General features: G+C 58.9%; 10 protein-coding genes. 8 read left to right on the top strand and 2 right to left on the bottom strand.

What is annotated here, in order from left to right; all coding sequences use genetic code 11:
• Position 1 precedes the first annotated feature (1 nt).
• The 5 genes from drmD to drmC all read left to right on the top strand — a co-directional run bounded on the left by drmD (position 2) and on the right by drmC (position 11,384).
• On the top strand, positions 2-3,133 hold the full coding sequence (drmD, locus tag AB4Z48_RS04970; protein ID WP_441612771.1) for a DISARM system SNF2-like helicase DrmD: 3,132 nt from the start codon (positions 2-4) through the stop codon (positions 3,131-3,133).
• Between the two features lie 350 nt (positions 3,134-3,483).
• Positions 3,484-4,755 carry a hypothetical protein gene (locus AB4Z48_RS04965; protein WP_441612770.1) on the top strand — a complete coding sequence of 424 codons (1,272 nt, stop codon included), beginning with the start codon at positions 3,484-3,486 and terminating at the stop codon, positions 4,753-4,755.
• Positions 4,752-8,747 carry a DISARM system helicase DrmA gene (gene drmA, locus AB4Z48_RS04960; protein ID WP_441612769.1) on the top strand — a complete coding sequence of 1,332 codons (3,996 nt, stop codon included), beginning with the start codon at positions 4,752-4,754 and terminating at the stop codon, positions 8,745-8,747. The genes AB4Z48_RS04965 and drmA overlap by 4 nt, the downstream gene beginning before the upstream one ends.
• A 2-nt stretch (positions 8,748-8,749) precedes the next feature.
• Positions 8,750-10,621: a DrmB family protein gene (gene drmB, locus AB4Z48_RS04955; RefSeq protein WP_441612768.1), complete on the top strand. Its 1,872-nt coding sequence runs from the start codon at positions 8,750-8,752 to the stop codon at positions 10,619-10,621.
• Between the two features lies 1 nt (position 10,622).
• Positions 10,623-11,384 carry a DISARM system phospholipase D-like protein DrmC gene (gene drmC, locus AB4Z48_RS04950; protein WP_441612767.1) on the top strand — a complete coding sequence of 254 codons (762 nt, stop codon included), beginning with the start codon at positions 10,623-10,625 and terminating at the stop codon, positions 11,382-11,384.
• A 46-nt stretch (positions 11,385-11,430) separates the two neighbouring features.
• On the opposite strand, the gene AB4Z48_RS04945 is transcribed toward drmC, so the two are convergent.
• On the bottom strand, positions 11,431-12,123 hold the full coding sequence (locus AB4Z48_RS04945; protein WP_441612766.1) for a hypothetical protein: 693 nt from the start codon (positions 12,121-12,123) through the stop codon (positions 11,431-11,433).
• Between the two features lie 536 nt (positions 12,124-12,659).
• Between AB4Z48_RS04945 and AB4Z48_RS04940 the strand changes: the two genes are divergently transcribed.
• The gene (locus AB4Z48_RS04940) at positions 12,660-13,073 is read left to right on the top strand and encodes a helix-turn-helix transcriptional regulator (protein WP_441612765.1); all 414 of its coding nucleotides are present in this window, start codon (positions 12,660-12,662) and stop codon (positions 13,071-13,073) included.
• 111 nt (positions 13,074-13,184) lie between these two features.
• Here the strand turns inward: AB4Z48_RS04940 and AB4Z48_RS04935 are convergent, their stop codons facing one another.
• Positions 13,185-13,334: a hypothetical protein gene (locus AB4Z48_RS04935; protein ID WP_441612764.1), complete on the bottom strand. Its 150-nt coding sequence runs from the start codon at positions 13,332-13,334 to the stop codon at positions 13,185-13,187.
• A gap of 239 nt (positions 13,335-13,573) precedes the next feature.
• On the opposite strand from AB4Z48_RS04935, the gene AB4Z48_RS04930 reads away from it, so the two are divergent.
• Positions 13,574-14,209, top strand: a complete 636-nt coding sequence (locus AB4Z48_RS04930; RefSeq protein ID WP_441612763.1) for a TnsA endonuclease N-terminal domain-containing protein — start codon at positions 13,574-13,576, stop codon at positions 14,207-14,209.
• Between the two features lie 55 nt (positions 14,210-14,264).
• Positions 14,265-16,133 carry an integrase gene (locus AB4Z48_RS04925; protein ID WP_441612762.1) on the top strand — a complete coding sequence of 623 codons (1,869 nt, stop codon included), beginning with the start codon at positions 14,265-14,267 and terminating at the stop codon, positions 16,131-16,133.
• Position 16,134: the final 1 nt, after the last annotated feature.

Below are 16,134 nucleotides of genomic sequence, written 5' to 3'. Positions count from 1 at the left end.
TATGCCATGGAATCCAGGACAACTCGTTCGTCATATCGATGATCCGGCCAAGATCGGCACGATCACCGATCAGACTCGTGCGCGCACTTCCGGCTCTCAGTATCGCGTGAACTGGAATGGCCGCCTGGACTGGCACTATGAGGAGGAATTAGTTGCAGCCGATGCAGGCGGTGACGATCCTCTGGAGCTGATCCGTAAAGGACGATATGGACGTGTGGATGATCTGCGCCAGTTGCTGACGCATATCCATCTGGCCGGGCGTCTGGCGAACGTCGTATATGCCATGGGTTTAACGCAGACCGACTTCTACCCGCATCAATACAAGCCGTTGCTGACCCTACTGGATTCCCCCGTCAACGGCCTGTTGATCGCGGACGAAGTGGGTCTGGGCAAAACGATCGAGGCGGGATTGATCTGGACCGAACTTCGCGCCCGCTACGACATGCGCCGACTGTTAGTGGTGTGTCCCGCCATGCTTCGGGAGAAGTGGCGGTTCGAGCTTTCGTCACGCTTCGGTCTGGATGCTCGTGTCGTCGATGCGGAAACGTTGCTGCAAGAACTGGATTCGACCGAGCATCGGGAACGCGCATGGATCGTCAGCTACCAAGGCATCCGGGTTCCGAGTGATTGGGATGCCACCGACAGCGACAAGCCTAAGCGGTCGGTTCGCGCCCGTCTTGCCGACCTGCTCTACCAACATGCCGATCAAGAATCACTGTTGGATTTGGTGATCTTCGACGAAGCGCATTACATGCGCAACGAAGAAAGCGGCGCATGGCGAACGGGCAGCTTGCTTAGGGATGTCAGCACGCACCAGGTGATGCTATCGGCGACGCCGATCAATCTCGGCTCAGACGACTTGTTCAACGTGTTGCGGTTGCTTGACCCAGATCATTTCGAGTATCCGGAGGATTTCCGAAACGTCGTCCTCGCCAATCGCCCGGTGATTGCAGCGAGTGACGTCGTGCGTGACCCGACGAGCGATGCCGACCAAATCATGGCGGCAATCCGCGAAATCGAGTCGTCACGATGGTTCGAGCGATCTGAGCGTGTCGATCGCTTGATCGAAGAAGCCGAGGCGGTTACGGAATGGACGAATGACAGGCGCATCGATATCGCAGCCAAACTCGAACGGCTCAACTTGCTTGCGCACATCATCAGCCGCACGCGCAAACGGGAAGTACAGTCTGATCGAGTGTTGCGTGACCCGACCGTATTCGAGGCAGAGATGTCGCCCGTGGAGCGAGAGCTTTATCAAGCGATCACCGAAGGAACGCGAGAGTATGCACTGGCCAATGGCATTGAGCACGGTTTCTTGCTCTCCACGCCACAGCGTATGGTTGCCTCCAGTCCGGCTGCCTTGTTGCGGACTTGGCGCGACGACGGGCTGGATGCCGATGCAATGGCTGCGACGATGGACGAACTCGATGAAGACGAGGAAAAGCTGGCGGAAAGGACATCGGGCCTCAAACGCTGGTTGGCGAGCAGAACGCTGCGCCAGTTCGAGTTTGGTGATCTGAGCAGGAACGACTCGAAATTTGCCGAGCTTTCCAAAGCATTCAAGCGATTCATGGCCGAGGATCGAGAAGCCAAGGCGATCGTGTTCACTACTTTTCGCGGTACGGCGCGCTATCTCGTCGAGCGTCTCTCCGCCGAAAACGTGGAAGCTGGGCTATTGATGGGTGGCGCTGACTTCGACAAGGAGGCCGTGGTCTCCGGTTTTCGCGAGGATCGGAATTGCCGTGTATTGGTCTGCACCGACGTCGCTGCCGAAGGTGTGGATTTGCAGTTCTGCCGTCTCGTCGTCAACTACGATCTGCCATGGAATCCGATGCGCATCGAGCAACGTATCGGGCGTATCGATCGCATCGGCCAACAGTCCAAGCGCATCTTGGTGTGGAACTTCGTTCACAAGGAGACGATCGATGCGCTGATTCTCGCGAGATTGGCCAAGCGCATTGGCGTTTTCGAGAGCACCTTGGGGGAAACGGAGGAAATTCTCGGTCAAGTCAGAAAGCTCGAAAACGTTTTATTGTCGAAACACCTGACCGTCGACGAAGAGGCACGCTTGATCGAGGAGGTGGCGCTTGCGATCGAAAATGCCAAGCGAAAACAGGAGGAACTGGAACGAGAGGCGATCCAGCTGGTGGCCCACGGTCAGCAGTTACTGGCGCAGATCGAAGCGGCGCGCGGCGATGGAAAGATCGTCACCCGCCATGACCTGATCCGCTACGTCGCTGGATCCCTCAGGAATGCTCCCGGTTGTCGCTTCCTTGCGGCGCATGGTGATTCCGACACGTTCGACATCGGTTTGAGTCCCAGCGTTGCTGCAGAATTGGATGAGTTCGTGAGACGGGAGAATCTCGTCGGGAAGACTGGCCTTGCCTCCGGTCAGACGAAGCGTTGTCGCTTCACCGACAGGATCACCGACAAGCCCAAGCCAGGCGAAGAGATTGTCCATCGCTTTCATCCGATAGTTCGTTTCCTGTCGCGTAAAGCTGAGGGGGAAGAAGATCGCTTTCCTCTCTATGCTGCCAGAGTCGCCGCCGATGGCGTCAAGGTGGGCCGATATGCACTGATGACCCGATTGGCAAGCTTCTCCGGGGTCAAGGAGGAGGAGCATCTCCTTGTCGCTGCAGTTCCACTCGACCGTGATCTCCCCCTCGACGATCGGCTGGCGGAATCCTTGCTCGACTCGGTCAGGAAAGAGGGCGACGACTGGCCGACGGCGGCGGTCGATATCCCTCCTGATGTCGGGGTGATGGCCGCAGAGCTAATTGAGGAAGCACTCAGGGGTCGGTACAAGGCCATCAAGGATGAAAAATGGCGCGAGAACCGAGATCGCACCGACGTGCTTTCGCAGCTATTGGACGACCACGTTCGCAAGAAGCGTGAGGGGTTCGAGAGGCGGATCAACAGCCACGAATACTATGCATCACTGTATGGGAGTAGTCCGGACGGAAAACGACGCAAGGGCTTGGCGAACGCAGAGCGCAAGAAGATGGAGGATTTTCTGGCCCGGATGGACACCCGCCGAGCGACGCTGGCACGTAAGAGCGAAGCCTTTTCGGCTGAAACGCGTGATATCTGCGTCTTGCTCGTGGACGTGGTGCGGGCGGGAGATCGTCCATGAAGAGTTGGAAAGAGCAACTGCGGGATATCAAAGTGAGGTTGCGCGAGTCGGCACGTGGCAGAGAACGAGGAGATGAGCAATCCGAGGTCGAGTTCGAGCCGGCACCCTCCTGGCTGAATGGCGACGGTACTATCCCGAAGAGCCCATCTACTGGGAAGCCCGTCCAGCAATTCGCGACATCGGACAATGTCGGGACATCTGCCGACAAGCCGTCGGTGCGACCCGGCAGGTCATTGCCGCCACCCTTCAGACCTCACATCGATGGTGGCTGTTCCTTGATCATGCCCGAGTGGAGTGCCGTCGGTAGATCGTTGCAGCATCCTGAGCATCGGGGCGGAAGATCGACACCCATGGCCGTCAGAATCGGGGTGGATTTCGGAACTGCTTTTACAAAAGTAGCGATTCGAGCGGGCATTGATCTGGCACCCGTGGAATGGTCTCCTGTCACAGGGGACCATTCAGAGACTGGGCGCTATGTGGTGCCCGGTCTCGTCGTTCGTGCGCCAGATGGCGTGTACGGTTGGAAGCGGTTCACTGAGACCGATATCCAAGGGAATCTCAAGCTCCCGGTCATAGAGATGGCCGGATCGGATGAGTGCCCGATAGCCACCGTGGCGTACCTGGCGTTGGTCATCCGATACTCGAGAGCATTCTTGTACCGGAATACGGAGATCGGTCGAAAACTCGTCGGGCGTTCGCTGCGCTGGGAACTGAATATCGGTTGCCCCACCAAGCCGCACGAGAACCCCAAGGTCATTGAGGCATTTCGGCGCATTGCTCGAACGGCCTGGTTGTTGGCTGCGGAAGAGCAGATCAAAGAGCAGGATGTTGTGGCTGCATGGAACTTGGTCGAGTGCGACACAGACCTCGAGGCAGAACCAGGTGTCGTTCCGGAGTTCGTCGCCCAAATTGCGGCGTATCTTGGGTCTTCGCAGGTGAAGGAAGGGCTGCATGCGCTGATCGACATCGGTGCGGCCACCCTTGATGTAGCGACCTTCAATATCGTCTTGCAAAATGATCGAGCGTCTCCACCGCGCATTCCAATCTTCTTTTCTGCAGTTCGCCCGCTCGGAACTCACTATCTGCGCCACTCCCGTCATTCCAGACTCGACCTTGAGCTTTCGTGGAACGACGCAGCGCCCGTCGAATCTGCCGAGGACTTCGGGCAACGAAATGGCAAACCTCTGAACGAGGTCATTGCAGTTGATGAGGAGTTCGTGGGACAAATCGTTCGCTGCATTGTTGGGGTCATTGAGGGAACTCGCACCAATGTACGGGGAGACCCGCGTAGTGCGGCGTGGCGCGAGGGCTTGCCGATGTTCGTCACTGGCGGGGGGGCGAATTGCGTCCTGTATCGCCAAGCCATTGAGGCGGTGCAAGGAGAAGTGAGGTTACGAGTGGAGCAGCGACCGAGTTCTCCGAGACATTTCCGACTCATCGAATTGAATCCAGCCTCTGGAAATGTGCGACAAATCGGAGCAGGCGGCAGGTTGGGCGTGGCGCTCGGGTTAACGGAGGATGCAGAGAGCATTGCCCGTGTCGTCCCACATCGTGACATTGAGCCAATTGCCCACGGCACGAGGGAACGTGTCGATCAAACGGAACGGTATGGAGATCGATGATGAAAAGTGATTCGAACATCGAGATGACCGGCCATCCCAACGCGTGGATAGCCGTCGATCACGGTCTTTGCGCCGATCGTAGGCTCGGGCCCTACACCTTGGTCTTGAAAGGCGATCGTTCCCTGTATCAGGACATCGCAGAGGACGCTTGGGTGCTTGTCCTGAACGCCGCAGGGGCGATCGTCCGTGTCGGGCGGGTGCTGCAGCTTCGTTCCGACCTCGAAACCACCACGATCTTCTTCGACAGGCTGTCCACCGCCGATGACCCAGTGCCGCTCGCCAGCGTTTCGCTGGCCCCGCCGTCGTTGGGGAACGTTAGGCGCATCCTGTGGGACGAGTTTGTCGCAGCCTTGTCCACGGCGCTGCATCAAACCGTCGATGGCGTGTTGCCGGTCGAAGATCGGGCCTACATCCGCGAACTGCTGCAACTGGCCGCGGTGGACGACCTGCTCGGCCCGGCTGGCGGCCCGCATGAGCGCATCGTGGACATGAGTGTGCGCGACCGCTATTTGGTCGGCAAGCTGGCACCTCGCGACGATGCTCAGGGTGGCATCGAAGGGCTGGAAGGCCCCCTGGCTGAAGACGATTTGGAGGAACCCACCGACCCAATCGTGCCGGGCCAGCATGAACCGGGGGCCGAGTTCGGCACGGCGACCGGGCGGGTGGAGCCGGAATCTGACTCCACCGACGAGATCGACGCAGCCAGCAATCAATCCCTGGTGCCAAGCAGCTTCGGCATGACCTTCTGCGTCGATGGCGACGTCGAATGCATTGAGGTTGAGGCACGTTGGGGCAGCTACGAGCGTGTGTCCAACGAAGAACACGAGCTGACGCGACCCAACGGACAGAAAGCCAAGGTCTGGCAGCGCATTCCTTGCGGCGGGAAGCTGATGCTGCCGCTCACCGAGGGCGTGATTCGCCATCAGGCACCGGACGCAAATCGGCCGGCGGTGCGGATACAGGGTTCCATCCGAGCCAAGAACGCCAACGGCGACCGATTGGTGACGCTGTTCCTGATCAACGCTCAGAAGGAGCTCGACACCAACCGCGACACCGCGTGGTTGTTTCAGCCAGAATTGATCGTGCGCGCAGAAGGGGAGGCTTCGTCTCGGAACATCTTCCGCCGCCGCCCCGTGCTGGATGCCGACGGGAATGACCCGGAGCGCGAATCATTGGAGATGATCTACCGCAACCGCGTGGAGTTCGCGGTTGGGCATGGAGTTGCCATCCACGCCGAGACGGCGGACGATGTGACGCTGGCCACCGAGGTGCGCACCACCGTTATGCCGCAATACGAAGTGCAGGTCACGGAGACGCCGGGCCTTGACCCCTCCGACCGAGCAGCGATGAGGGAGATGGTGGCGAGCGGTCTGCTCGACATGCAGCGCCTCGCCACGCTTGGCGTGGATGAGTTGGTCGCCGCCCTGAACTTGCTGACGAAGGACTATTTGGCGTGGATTGCCGAGCAACGGGACCGCATCGGCGAGGATGTGATTGGGTATGACACGTCAGCGGCGGAGGCACTGGAACGGTGTCGGGAAATCCAATCGCGCTTGCAGCACGGCATCGATACGCTGAAGAACGACGAAAAGGCGCTGGAGGCTTTTCGTTTCGCCAACCGGGCGATGGCCATCCAGCGCGTGCGCGGCCAGTACGCGCTTGAAGTGCGGCGTGGCCGGGACGTGACGGTCGATCAGTTCGACCTGCCGAAGAACCGAAGCTGGCGTCCGTTCCAGTTGGCATTCCTCCTTCTGTCGATTCCGTCGCTGGCAGACCCAACGCATCCGGATCGCGTGCAGCCGATGGAGGCCCATGCCGATCTGCTGTGGTTTCCCACCGGCGGTGGCAAGACTGAAGCCTACCTGGGCGTGGCGGCCTTCACGATGGCGATCCGCCGTCTGCAAGGCAAACTCGGCGGCTATGACGGCTCGCGCGGTCTGGCTGTGATCATGCGCTACACCCTGCGCCTGTTGACTCTGCAGCAGTTCCAGCGCGCCACTGCCCTGATATGCGCGATGGAAAAGCTCCGACGCGATGCACTCGTACAAGGTGATGAGTCTCTCGGCAAGGAGCCTTTCAGCATCGGGCTGTGGGTCGGCAACAAGGTGACGCCGGGTACGACCGAAGAAAGCCACTATGCCATTCAAGCCCTGCGAGATTCAGGAAAGAACAAGGCAGGACGTACCTCACCTATTCAGCTCACCAGTTGTCCTTGGTGCGGCTCAGCGATCGATCCTGGAAAGGATGTTGTTGTTGATAGGGATCGTGGCCGAACAGTGGTTTACTGCGGCGACAAGAAGAGTAGTTGCGCATTTTCTCGCGGCAGATCGAGCAATCTCTCGCATCCCGGCATCCCGGTACTTACGGTGGACGAGGAAATTTACCACCGCCCCCCGACGATGATGATTGCCACCGTGGACAAATTCGCCATGATGGCGTGGCGCGGTCAGGTGCGCACGTTGTTCGGTCGCGTGAGCCAGGAATGCGAGCGCCACGGCCTGCTGTGGCGCGAGGCAGACTGTACCGGCAATCACACCGCCGGGAAAGGGCTGCCTGCGGTCAAGGTCAGAATCGTCGCGCCGATTCGACCGCCCGATCTGATTATCCAGGACGAGTTTCATCTCATCAGCGGCCCGCTAGGCACAATGGTCGGCTTGTACGAATCCGCCGTCGATGAGCTGTGCGGCTGGATGCTTGATGGCAAGACGGTCAAACCGAAGATCGTCGCGTCCACGGCGACGGTGCGCAAGGCCAAGGAGCAGGTCAACAACGTGTTCATGCGACGCGTATCGGTGTTCCCGCCGCACGGCTTGGACGTGGAGGACAACTACTTCTCGGTGCAACGCCTGATCGACGATCAACCCGGACGGCGTTATCTGGGCGTGTGCTCGCCTGGTAGTTCGCGCCCTGCGATGCTGATTCGCGTCTATACCGCTTTCCTGACCGCAGCCCAAGCCTTGTTCGACCGCTTCGGTGAACCCGCCGATCCGTACATGACGATGGTCGGCTACTTCAACTCGCTACGCGAGCTGGGCGGCATGCGGCGCTTGGCTGAGGACGACGTGCAGACACGTTCCTACCGCGTGCGAATGAGCATGGTCGAACGCCCCGCGCTTGCACAGCGCAGTGTCCGAAACATCAGTGAGTTGACCTCTCGTGTATCTAGCCAAGACATACCCAAATATCTCGACCAGCTTGAAGTTAAGTTCAAGTCGGAGTTTGACGCTGTCACAGGCAAATACGAAACCAAATGGCTCAAGGATGACCTGCAAGCGATCGACGTGGTGTTGGCAACCAACATGCTGTCGGTCGGCGTGGACGTGAATCGCTTGGGCCTGATGGCGGTGAATGGCCAGCCCAAAGGGACCGCAGAATACATCCAAGCGACCAGTCGCGTGGGCCGTTCTTTCCCAGGTTTGGTCTGTACAGTGCTCACATGGGCGCGTCCGCGTGATCTCTCACACTATGAGACCTTCGAGCATTACCACGCGACCTTCTACAAGCATGTGGAAGCGCAGTCGGTGACGCCATTCTCGCCGCGCGCGATGGATCGAGGGCTGACCGGTGCGCTCCTCTCCCTGATGCGTCTGGAGAACGATGCCTTCAGCCCGAACGTGGGTGCAGGAGAGCTGAACAAGTCCGACAACCCGGAGATCACCAAAGCAATCGACGTGCTGGTGCGGCGTGCTTGGAACGTCGGTGAGACGCCCACCATCAAGAATCTGGCCGAGCGTGAATTAAAGGAACGCGCGGACGAATGGGCGAAGGAAGTTAGCGTCCCCGGTCGCACGCTGGCCTACGAAAAACGCGGCGCGCAGGCGGCGACGATGGTCGCCCTGATCAAGTCACCAGGCATCCATGCGTGGGACAACTGGACGGTACCGATGTCGATGCGCGAAGTGGAGCCTGGCGTGCGCCTGATCATGAATACGGGACATATTTCGGACGACCAGGGGTGGAAGCCGCGTCCGATGCTGAATGACGAGGACTGACCATGACCACGAATAGAATACCCGTTGGGGAAGTCCGCCCCAGTCAACTGCTCTGGACATACGGGCCGGGCGCGCTGATCGACCTGCCGAGTCTCTCGGTGGTGACATTGGGCATCGACCAGTGGGAGAAGGATCGGTGCCAGCCCATCGGCGAGCCGCGCCTGCTCGCCGCGGTCCGCAAGGTGCTCGGACCGCAGGTGGAGAACCTACGCGTACCGCCATTCCAGAAGAGCGAACTTGTCGACCCGTGGTCGGCAGAGGCGAACATTGGTGTGCCAGTGCGCCCGTTCCCGCGCTGGATGCGGTGCGTGAAGTGCGGTTTGCTGTCGCCTTTTGATGCGGGACTGTTCGAAATTAAGGAAAACCGCTTCCGGCCGGAGCGAACCCGTTTCTTGCACAAGGGATGCCGTGGCTCGAAGGGCGAGCAGCCAGCGAAGGACGCCGACGCCGTTCCGGCTCGCTTTCTTTTGGCCTGCCGCGATGGCCACCTCGACGACTTCCCTTGGCGATATTTCGTGCACGGCGGCAACAGCCCTTGCAATGGGTCGCTCAGGTTCTTCGAGAGCGGTGCCTCACTACAGACTGAAAACCTCTGGGTCCGATGTGACGGTGACAATGTGCATTGCCGAGGCGTCTCACGCAGTCTTGCCCAAGCCTTCGGCAAGGCCGGGAAGGAGAATTTGCCAAGCTGCCGAGGCAGGCATCCGCATCTCGACCATTTCGACGAAGAGTGCGACGAGGAAGCGCGTGCAGTCCTGCTGGGCTCGACGAACAGTTGGTTCCCGATCACCCTGTCCGCGCTCGCCATCCCGCAGGCCAAAGACCCGCTCGGCCAACTGATTCGGGACGGATGGGCGATCTTTCAAGGTGTCACGGCTGAGGCTTTGGTGCCGATCGTGGTTCAAACGCTGAAGGTTACAGGTGGACTTCCGGGCATCGAAAAACATTCGGCATCGGACATCTGGGCAGCCATCGAAGCCCATCGAAACGGTGGTGGCCAGGAGATCGTCGGCGAGGCCGATATTAAGGGGCCGGAGTGGGAAGTGCTCACGGCCGCCAATCCGCCTGCCGACTATCCGCACTTTATGAGCAAGAAGGTCGCTACGCCATTAGGTTTCGAGAAGCACATCGGCAGGGTGCTGTTGCTGGAGAGGCTGCGCGAGGTCAACGCCTTGTTGGGCTTCACGCGCGTGGAACCTCCGGAGGAGACGAGCGATCCCAACGAGCGCCCGCAGAGGGCAGGTCTCGCGCGCCGCAAGCCGGATTGGGTTCCCGCGAATCAGGTTCACGGCGAGGGCATCTTCATCCAGTTCGATGAAACGGCCCTGCGGACGTGGGAAGTGCAGGATGGCGTCAAGCGAGTGAACGGAATGCTCGACGGCGGCCATCGCGGATGGCGCAACTCGCGCCACCTCGATCCGAACGAGGGGTACCCTGGCATCCGATACGCCATGCTCCACACACTATCACATCTGCTCATCCGCGAACTGGCGCTGGAGTGCGGCTACAACGCGGCGAGCATCCGCGAACGCATCTACGCGGACGTGTCGGACGCGAGTCCCCAAGCAGGCATCCTAATCTACACGGCGGCAGCCGATTCCGATGGGACGCTGGGTGGCCTTGTCGACCTGGGCCAGCCGGAAAGTCTCGGTCGCTTGCTCCGTCAGGCGCTGAACCGATCGAAAATTTGCTCATCCGATCCGCTGTGCTCGGAACATGATCCGGCCAAAGACCGCTCGTTGCACGCGGCGGCCTGCCATGCGTGCAGCCTGGTCGCTGAGACCTCGTGCGAAAGAGGCAACCGTTACCTCGACAGATCGTTGCTGGTGCAGACCCTCGACCGAGGGGATGCAGCGTTCTTTGCGGGACTGTGACATGGAAAGACTATTGGAAGCCATCACAGCCGTGGTCTGTCTTGTTTCGCCGGAGAAGGTTCGCGCACTGGCGGGCAGGATTCAGAAGCTCGGGGACGTGAAGGCGAACGCCACACTGTCCGATGTCGTTGGCACGGCTACAGCCAAGATCGTCGTCGAACGGCTCGCCGATGCGTGGCGAGCCACGTCGATCGGCTGCAGCGAGTTGGCCTCAATGCTGCTCGCCGCCAGTCACGCGTCCGAAAATGCTTCAAAGCACCAGTCCACCGAACTCGTGTGGACGGGGCCGACGACGCCATTCGTCTCCGCGCGCCGAACCGAACAGGCGTTACTGCAAGTCATTGGCGCGACCAAGCAAACTCTATTCGTTACCAGTTTCGTTGCCTACGATGTCTCGACCATAGTTAAGGCACTGAACGACGCGAACGCACGTGGCGTGAGCATTTCGATGCTGCTCGAATCGTCGCAGGACCACGGTGGCAGCATTTCCTTCGACGTGATCGGCAAGATGCGGGCGCTGGTTCCCTCCGCGAAGCTCTATGCTTGGCGTGAACGAGCGGCCTCGTTTGCGGGCGGGCGGGTTCACGCCAAAGTCGCCGTTGCCGACGGTGACATGTGCTTCATCACCAGCGCCAATCTGACGGGGCACGCAATGGAGCAGAACATGGAAGCTGGCGTGCTCCTCACCGGTGGGCAGGTTCCCAAGTTACTGCTTGATCATTTGCAGGCGCTAGTCGATACGAAAACGGTCTCACCTGTCTGACCCGTTACCTCGCAACCCAACCACCAAGACAAAGACTCTCGTCAGATCAGTCCCAGACGACTTCACAGCCAAGATATTCTCGAAGCACGATTTTCACTGCTAATCCGTTAGCATGGTTGACGCGAAAGCGGTAGTTCCCCTCTTGTACGGCCAGCCATCCCTCGGTGAAAGCATCGGTACCGACGACGAGCATCCGCTGCATCGCCCGACTCCCGACTTCTGGCCAAACATCAAGCGCATCGTCGCCACTTTCGAATGCGGCGCGCTCGCCTGCCGTCATGACCGACAGAGGCTTGAATCCAAGATATGATGGTTCGTGGAGTTGTGGCTCGTTGAACTCGAATGCGGTATGACAACGCGCCAACTTGAGGACGACGCGACTCACGCGGTCGTTCTCGGCTACCCAGACGGGGCCTTCCGCGCCAACCGTCCGTTCCCGCTGCAAGCGGGCTAAGAGCGAGGGGTTCGACCGTAAGATGCGGCCAATCTTTGCCCTGTGCAGTTCTTCGGGTGTGGTGTCCCCGGCGATGACACATTCGAGCAAACAGGCTAGATACTCTTCGTCGATCGAAAGGTCGTTATTACATTTGCGGCACGCGGGGGCCGCCATGAGATTTTCCGGATACGGCTCGTCTAAGAGAACTTTCGATGGGACGTGATCGACGGTTTCGCTTGGCCCGCCGCAGTGCACGCAGAACCCTTTGTTTCTATCGTCGCCGTAACATCGCAACTGCTGCATCTGGTCTGCCTCCAAGTCTGCGGTCCACATCGCGCGCTTTAGGCGACGCTGCTGATCTCACATGGTAGGGCAATCGACGAAAGCACACGGCGACATTTGTAACTTATTAGGGTTGCGCGGCCGGTTCTTCCTGCGAAGTCAGCGAAGGAGTCGCACGGTCGCTTTGCAGTCGGTCGTTAGGCGAGCAGCAGTGCGTCAAGCGAACCGCGCCGGCGATTGCATCCCAGAACCGGGAGCTGGGCGGAGTGCGGGCCGGCGCATGCTGGAGGCTGGCGTCGATCGGCACTTTGCTGCCCGGGCCCGACCGCGCTCGTACGGGGAGTCAGCATAACCCTTACAAGCCTGAGCTGTGAGCATCCATGTGTTTCCGCAATAAAACTGCCGGCAAACCGGTCAGAAATAGAAATTGGTCCATCTCTCAATGCAAAATTAATATTCTTTTTTGCCTAAGTATTTGATTTAAAAGGAGTTGTTGCGTTCCGGTCTCGGTCCCGGTATCTTGACAGCTCAGTGACCTCCTTTAGGCGACTTGGGTAATGACCGCGCTCGGCGAATTCATTCGACAGCATCGATTGGCAGCTGACCTCACGCAGGCCGAATTGGCGCGTCGCGTCGGGGTCGATTCAACCTATCTTGGAGCCATCGAGACAGGAAAAAAGCGGCCCAAGGGAGAGGCGCTTCTGGAAGGGATAGCGGAGTCACTGTCTCTGACCCGGGAGGGGAAGTATGAGCTTGTGATGGCCGCCAGACTTTCTCAGCGCACTGTTAGGCTTCCAGAAGAACTTACTCGTGCTCAACACGAGATCGTGCAGGAACTAGTGCGCGAACTGCCCCAGCTTGGTGAAGCAGACACCGATTCCCTGCAAAGCATCTTGGCTGCGTTCTTTGGCGTATGCGATCGACGCCGTAGCCTCCGGCCATCACCGTTGGAAGGAGAAACCAGAATGTAAAGAAAAAGCGCCACAGACCATGGGCCCGTAGCGCTTTTGGGTCGGAGCCTCATAGAGACGCCGGTTCGCACCTCCAGTCTCCAACGTCCCGTCCCAAGCGTCAAGCCCTTTTCATTGCCAGCCGTCCGCGGAGGGATTCGTGTCGCCAAAAATTGGTCGGCATGAGGCCTTCGCGCGGTAGCGCTCGCCCATTTCCCGACAGCCAACGGTAGTCGGGTTGGTGTCGTGCACCCCGGAAAAAGGACCTTCGATGTCGAGCATCCGTTGCTTCAAGACGCACTTATCCCAGCGCATTTCAACGCGCGAAACCGTTCGGCCACGCGATCGACGGCCCCACAGTCGAGAAGGGCTCGAAAGCGGCATCCGCCGCAGATTTTCAGGATCGCTGTCCTTCGGACCGGCCCATGCTCATGCGGAGGTTGGACTGACGCATGCGTGCGCGAAGCTGGATTCGCTGCAGATGCGTGCGGGAGAAAATGTATGCCCGAAGGGAGAGTTGCATGCCCGTGCGTAAAGTCATTACTCGGCGGTCGAACCACTTCAGAACATACATTCCGTCAATAAAAAACGGTCGCCCCACGCCTTGCGAATCAATGCTCGAAGGGATGTTTGCGCGCTTCTGTGAAGTGTCGCCCTTGGTGCGCAGTTATGAGGTTCAGCCGGAACGTGTGACGCTGGACTTCGGAGATCACACGGAGCGTTACGTCCCTGACATGCATGTCCAGCTTGCCACTGGTAAGGACGTCTGGGTCGAAGTTAAGCCGATGGTTCGTCTTAGGTCTCCCAGAGTTGCGAAGCGGATGGCAGCAGCGAAGGCTCAATTCGCAGCGATGGGACGGGAGTTTCGCGTTGTTACCGATGCAGTGCTTAGCATGCAACCGCGAGCCGCCAACATCCTTGAACTGATGTATCACAGGCGCGAACCGCTCAGTCTCGCAGACGCGAGCAATCTCAGAAGCTTCCTGATGAACGCTCGGCTTGAAACAGTAGCAGATCTGTCTTCGTTGGTGGGCGACCTTGAGGCGTGGAGGCTGCTGGGGCTCGGCATTGTGGGCATCGATCTGGACCTACCAATCACGAGCAACTCTGCAATCTATCTCCGGGGAGGGCATCGACATGCAGACATTTTCGCTTAGAGCCCGTCTGTGTGTACTCCTGCGCGGGAAACGATTGGTCCTTGTCAACAGATTGATGGACCACCGTCTCGCATTCAAAGACGACTTCGGGGAGCCGGTCGTTCTGTCAGAAGCCGATTTCTACCTGGCCTACGACAAGAAGGAACTGACTATAGACGTCGACCAGCCCTATCTCGATACCGTACCCCTCAGGACAAATGCACCCCCAGATTTAAGCTGCTTTGCGACGAAGCATTCCACTGAAGCTTTGCGCCGGCGGGCCTACCTTGATGCGCTAATAGGAATCGACACTGCGAGGCTTTCCGGCAACACCGAGTTGAGAAAGCAAATCGCCGACATTGCCCGCACCATTCAAGATGGGACACCTCCGAGTCCGTCCACGGTCAGAAAGTGGGTCACACGGTACGGGCTGACGAGGTGTGTCGTACGCCTTGTGCCAAAGCACACACAGAAAGGGCGCATGGCCGCGATTCGTGGGGAAATCGAAGACATTTTGACACCATGTCTTGAAGACGCCTACTTGCAACCGGAAAGGCCGACCGTCGCTCATCTCTACGAGGAGTTCAGGGGGCGGATCCAGGAAATCAATGCGCGACGTCTACCGGCAGATCGGCTCAAACTACCCTCAATAATGACGGTAAGGCGTTATATAGCGAAGCTGGATCCGTTCGAAGTGGACAGACTGCGTGAAGGGGAATTTGCTGCAAAAAGGAAACATCGGAACGCAATTGGAAAGCTCGAAATCGATAAGATACTCGACCGTTGGGAAATCGACCACACATTGCTCGACATACAAGTCGTAGATCCGGAAACCGGCGAGGTGATAGGGCGGCCATATCTGACTGTGATCATAGACCGGCATAGCCGCATGGTCATGGCCTTCCTACTACATCTCTCTGCGCCGAACACCGAGAGCGTACTTCGAACCATCGAGCGCGCTATCCGCCCAAAGCAAGCTTGGCTCGAAAAGTTCCCTCAGGTGATTAATGAATGGCGAGCGCGCGGCCTACCTCTATACCTTCTGCCAGACAATGCCGCGGAATTCCATGCCTATGATCTGATCCTCGCATTCAATGAGCTCGGAATTGAGGTCCTATTTCCGCGCTCGCGCGGTCCGGAGAAAAAGGGCGGCGTGGAGCGCTTCTTTCGCACACTGGCCGTGGACCTCATCCATCGACTACCGGGAACGACCTTCTCCAATGTGCAACAGCGGGGCGACTATCCCTCTGAGCAGCGTGCATGCATCACGCTTGCAAAGTTGGAGGAAATGCTCGCCCTGTGGATCGTCGATCGCTATCTCCAGCGTCCCCATTGTGGCCTAAACGGTCGCACGCCTGCGCAGGTGTGGAGAGACGGGGAATCACAACGTTCGCCTCGGCTTCCCCTTGATCTCGACTCGCTCGAATGCATCCTCGCGCATCGAGCCAGCGTAAGGCTGCATCACTATGGCGTGGAGGTCGATAGCCAGCAGTACCACTGCGAAGACCTCGCTGAGTTGCGGCATCGTCTCGGCGAGCGACCGAAGGTGGACTTGCGCTTCCGCGATGATCTGGGGCACGTATGGGTTCGCGATCCTTTAAGAAATACCTTCCTGCTTGTTCCCAATAAGGATAAGCGCATGCACGGTCTCAGTCGCGATCTGTACCGCGTTGCTCGCGCCCGTACCAAGAAAGAATCCAAAAACAACGCCCAAGCGAATGCCCACGCGGTTTTGGAGACGTACAGAACAATCGCTGCTGAGGCCAAGGCCGCGATGGATTCCAACAAGCTTCGCAAACGCAGGTATGCCGCCCAGTCCAGGCTGGATAAGGAGGGCAATGCCAGGGAAGCGCCTGCCGTCCAGCCCAACCTGGAAAAGCCGCAACTAGCCCTGGATTTCGATATCGAACCTCCAGCACTTCAAATCCGGCCGCGAGCATTTTGAA

Source organism: Cupriavidus sp. 2TAF22 (assembly GCF_052115045.1).
Classification (GTDB): Bacteria; Pseudomonadota; Gammaproteobacteria; order Burkholderiales; family Burkholderiaceae; genus Cupriavidus.
The sequence above is the reverse complement of the archived record's forward strand: the minus strand, read 5'-3'. Positions and strand labels throughout refer to the sequence as shown.

Coding starts and splice junctions, on each gene's coding strand:
- drmD (WP_441612771.1), top strand. CDS start 2: ATGCCATGGAATCCAGGACAACTCGTTCGTCATATCGATGATCCGGCC.
- AB4Z48_RS04965 (WP_441612770.1), top strand. CDS start 3,484: ATGGCCGTCAGAATCGGGGTGGATTTCGGAACTGCTTTTACAAAAGTA.
- drmA (WP_441612769.1), top strand. CDS start 4,752: ATGATGAAAAGTGATTCGAACATCGAGATGACCGGCCATCCCAACGCG.
- drmB (WP_441612768.1), top strand. CDS start 8,750: ATGACCACGAATAGAATACCCGTTGGGGAAGTCCGCCCCAGTCAACTG.
- drmC (WP_441612767.1), top strand. CDS start 10,623: ATGGAAAGACTATTGGAAGCCATCACAGCCGTGGTCTGTCTTGTTTCG.
- AB4Z48_RS04945 (WP_441612766.1), bottom strand. CDS start 12,123: ATGCAGCAGTTGCGATGTTACGGCGACGATAGAAACAAAGGGTTCTGC.
- AB4Z48_RS04940 (WP_441612765.1), top strand. CDS start 12,660: ATGACCGCGCTCGGCGAATTCATTCGACAGCATCGATTGGCAGCTGAC.
- AB4Z48_RS04935 (WP_441612764.1), bottom strand. CDS start 13,334: ATGCTCGACATCGAAGGTCCTTTTTCCGGGGTGCACGACACCAACCCG.
- AB4Z48_RS04930 (WP_441612763.1), top strand. CDS start 13,574: ATGCCCGTGCGTAAAGTCATTACTCGGCGGTCGAACCACTTCAGAACA.
- AB4Z48_RS04925 (WP_441612762.1), top strand. CDS start 14,265: ATGGACCACCGTCTCGCATTCAAAGACGACTTCGGGGAGCCGGTCGTT.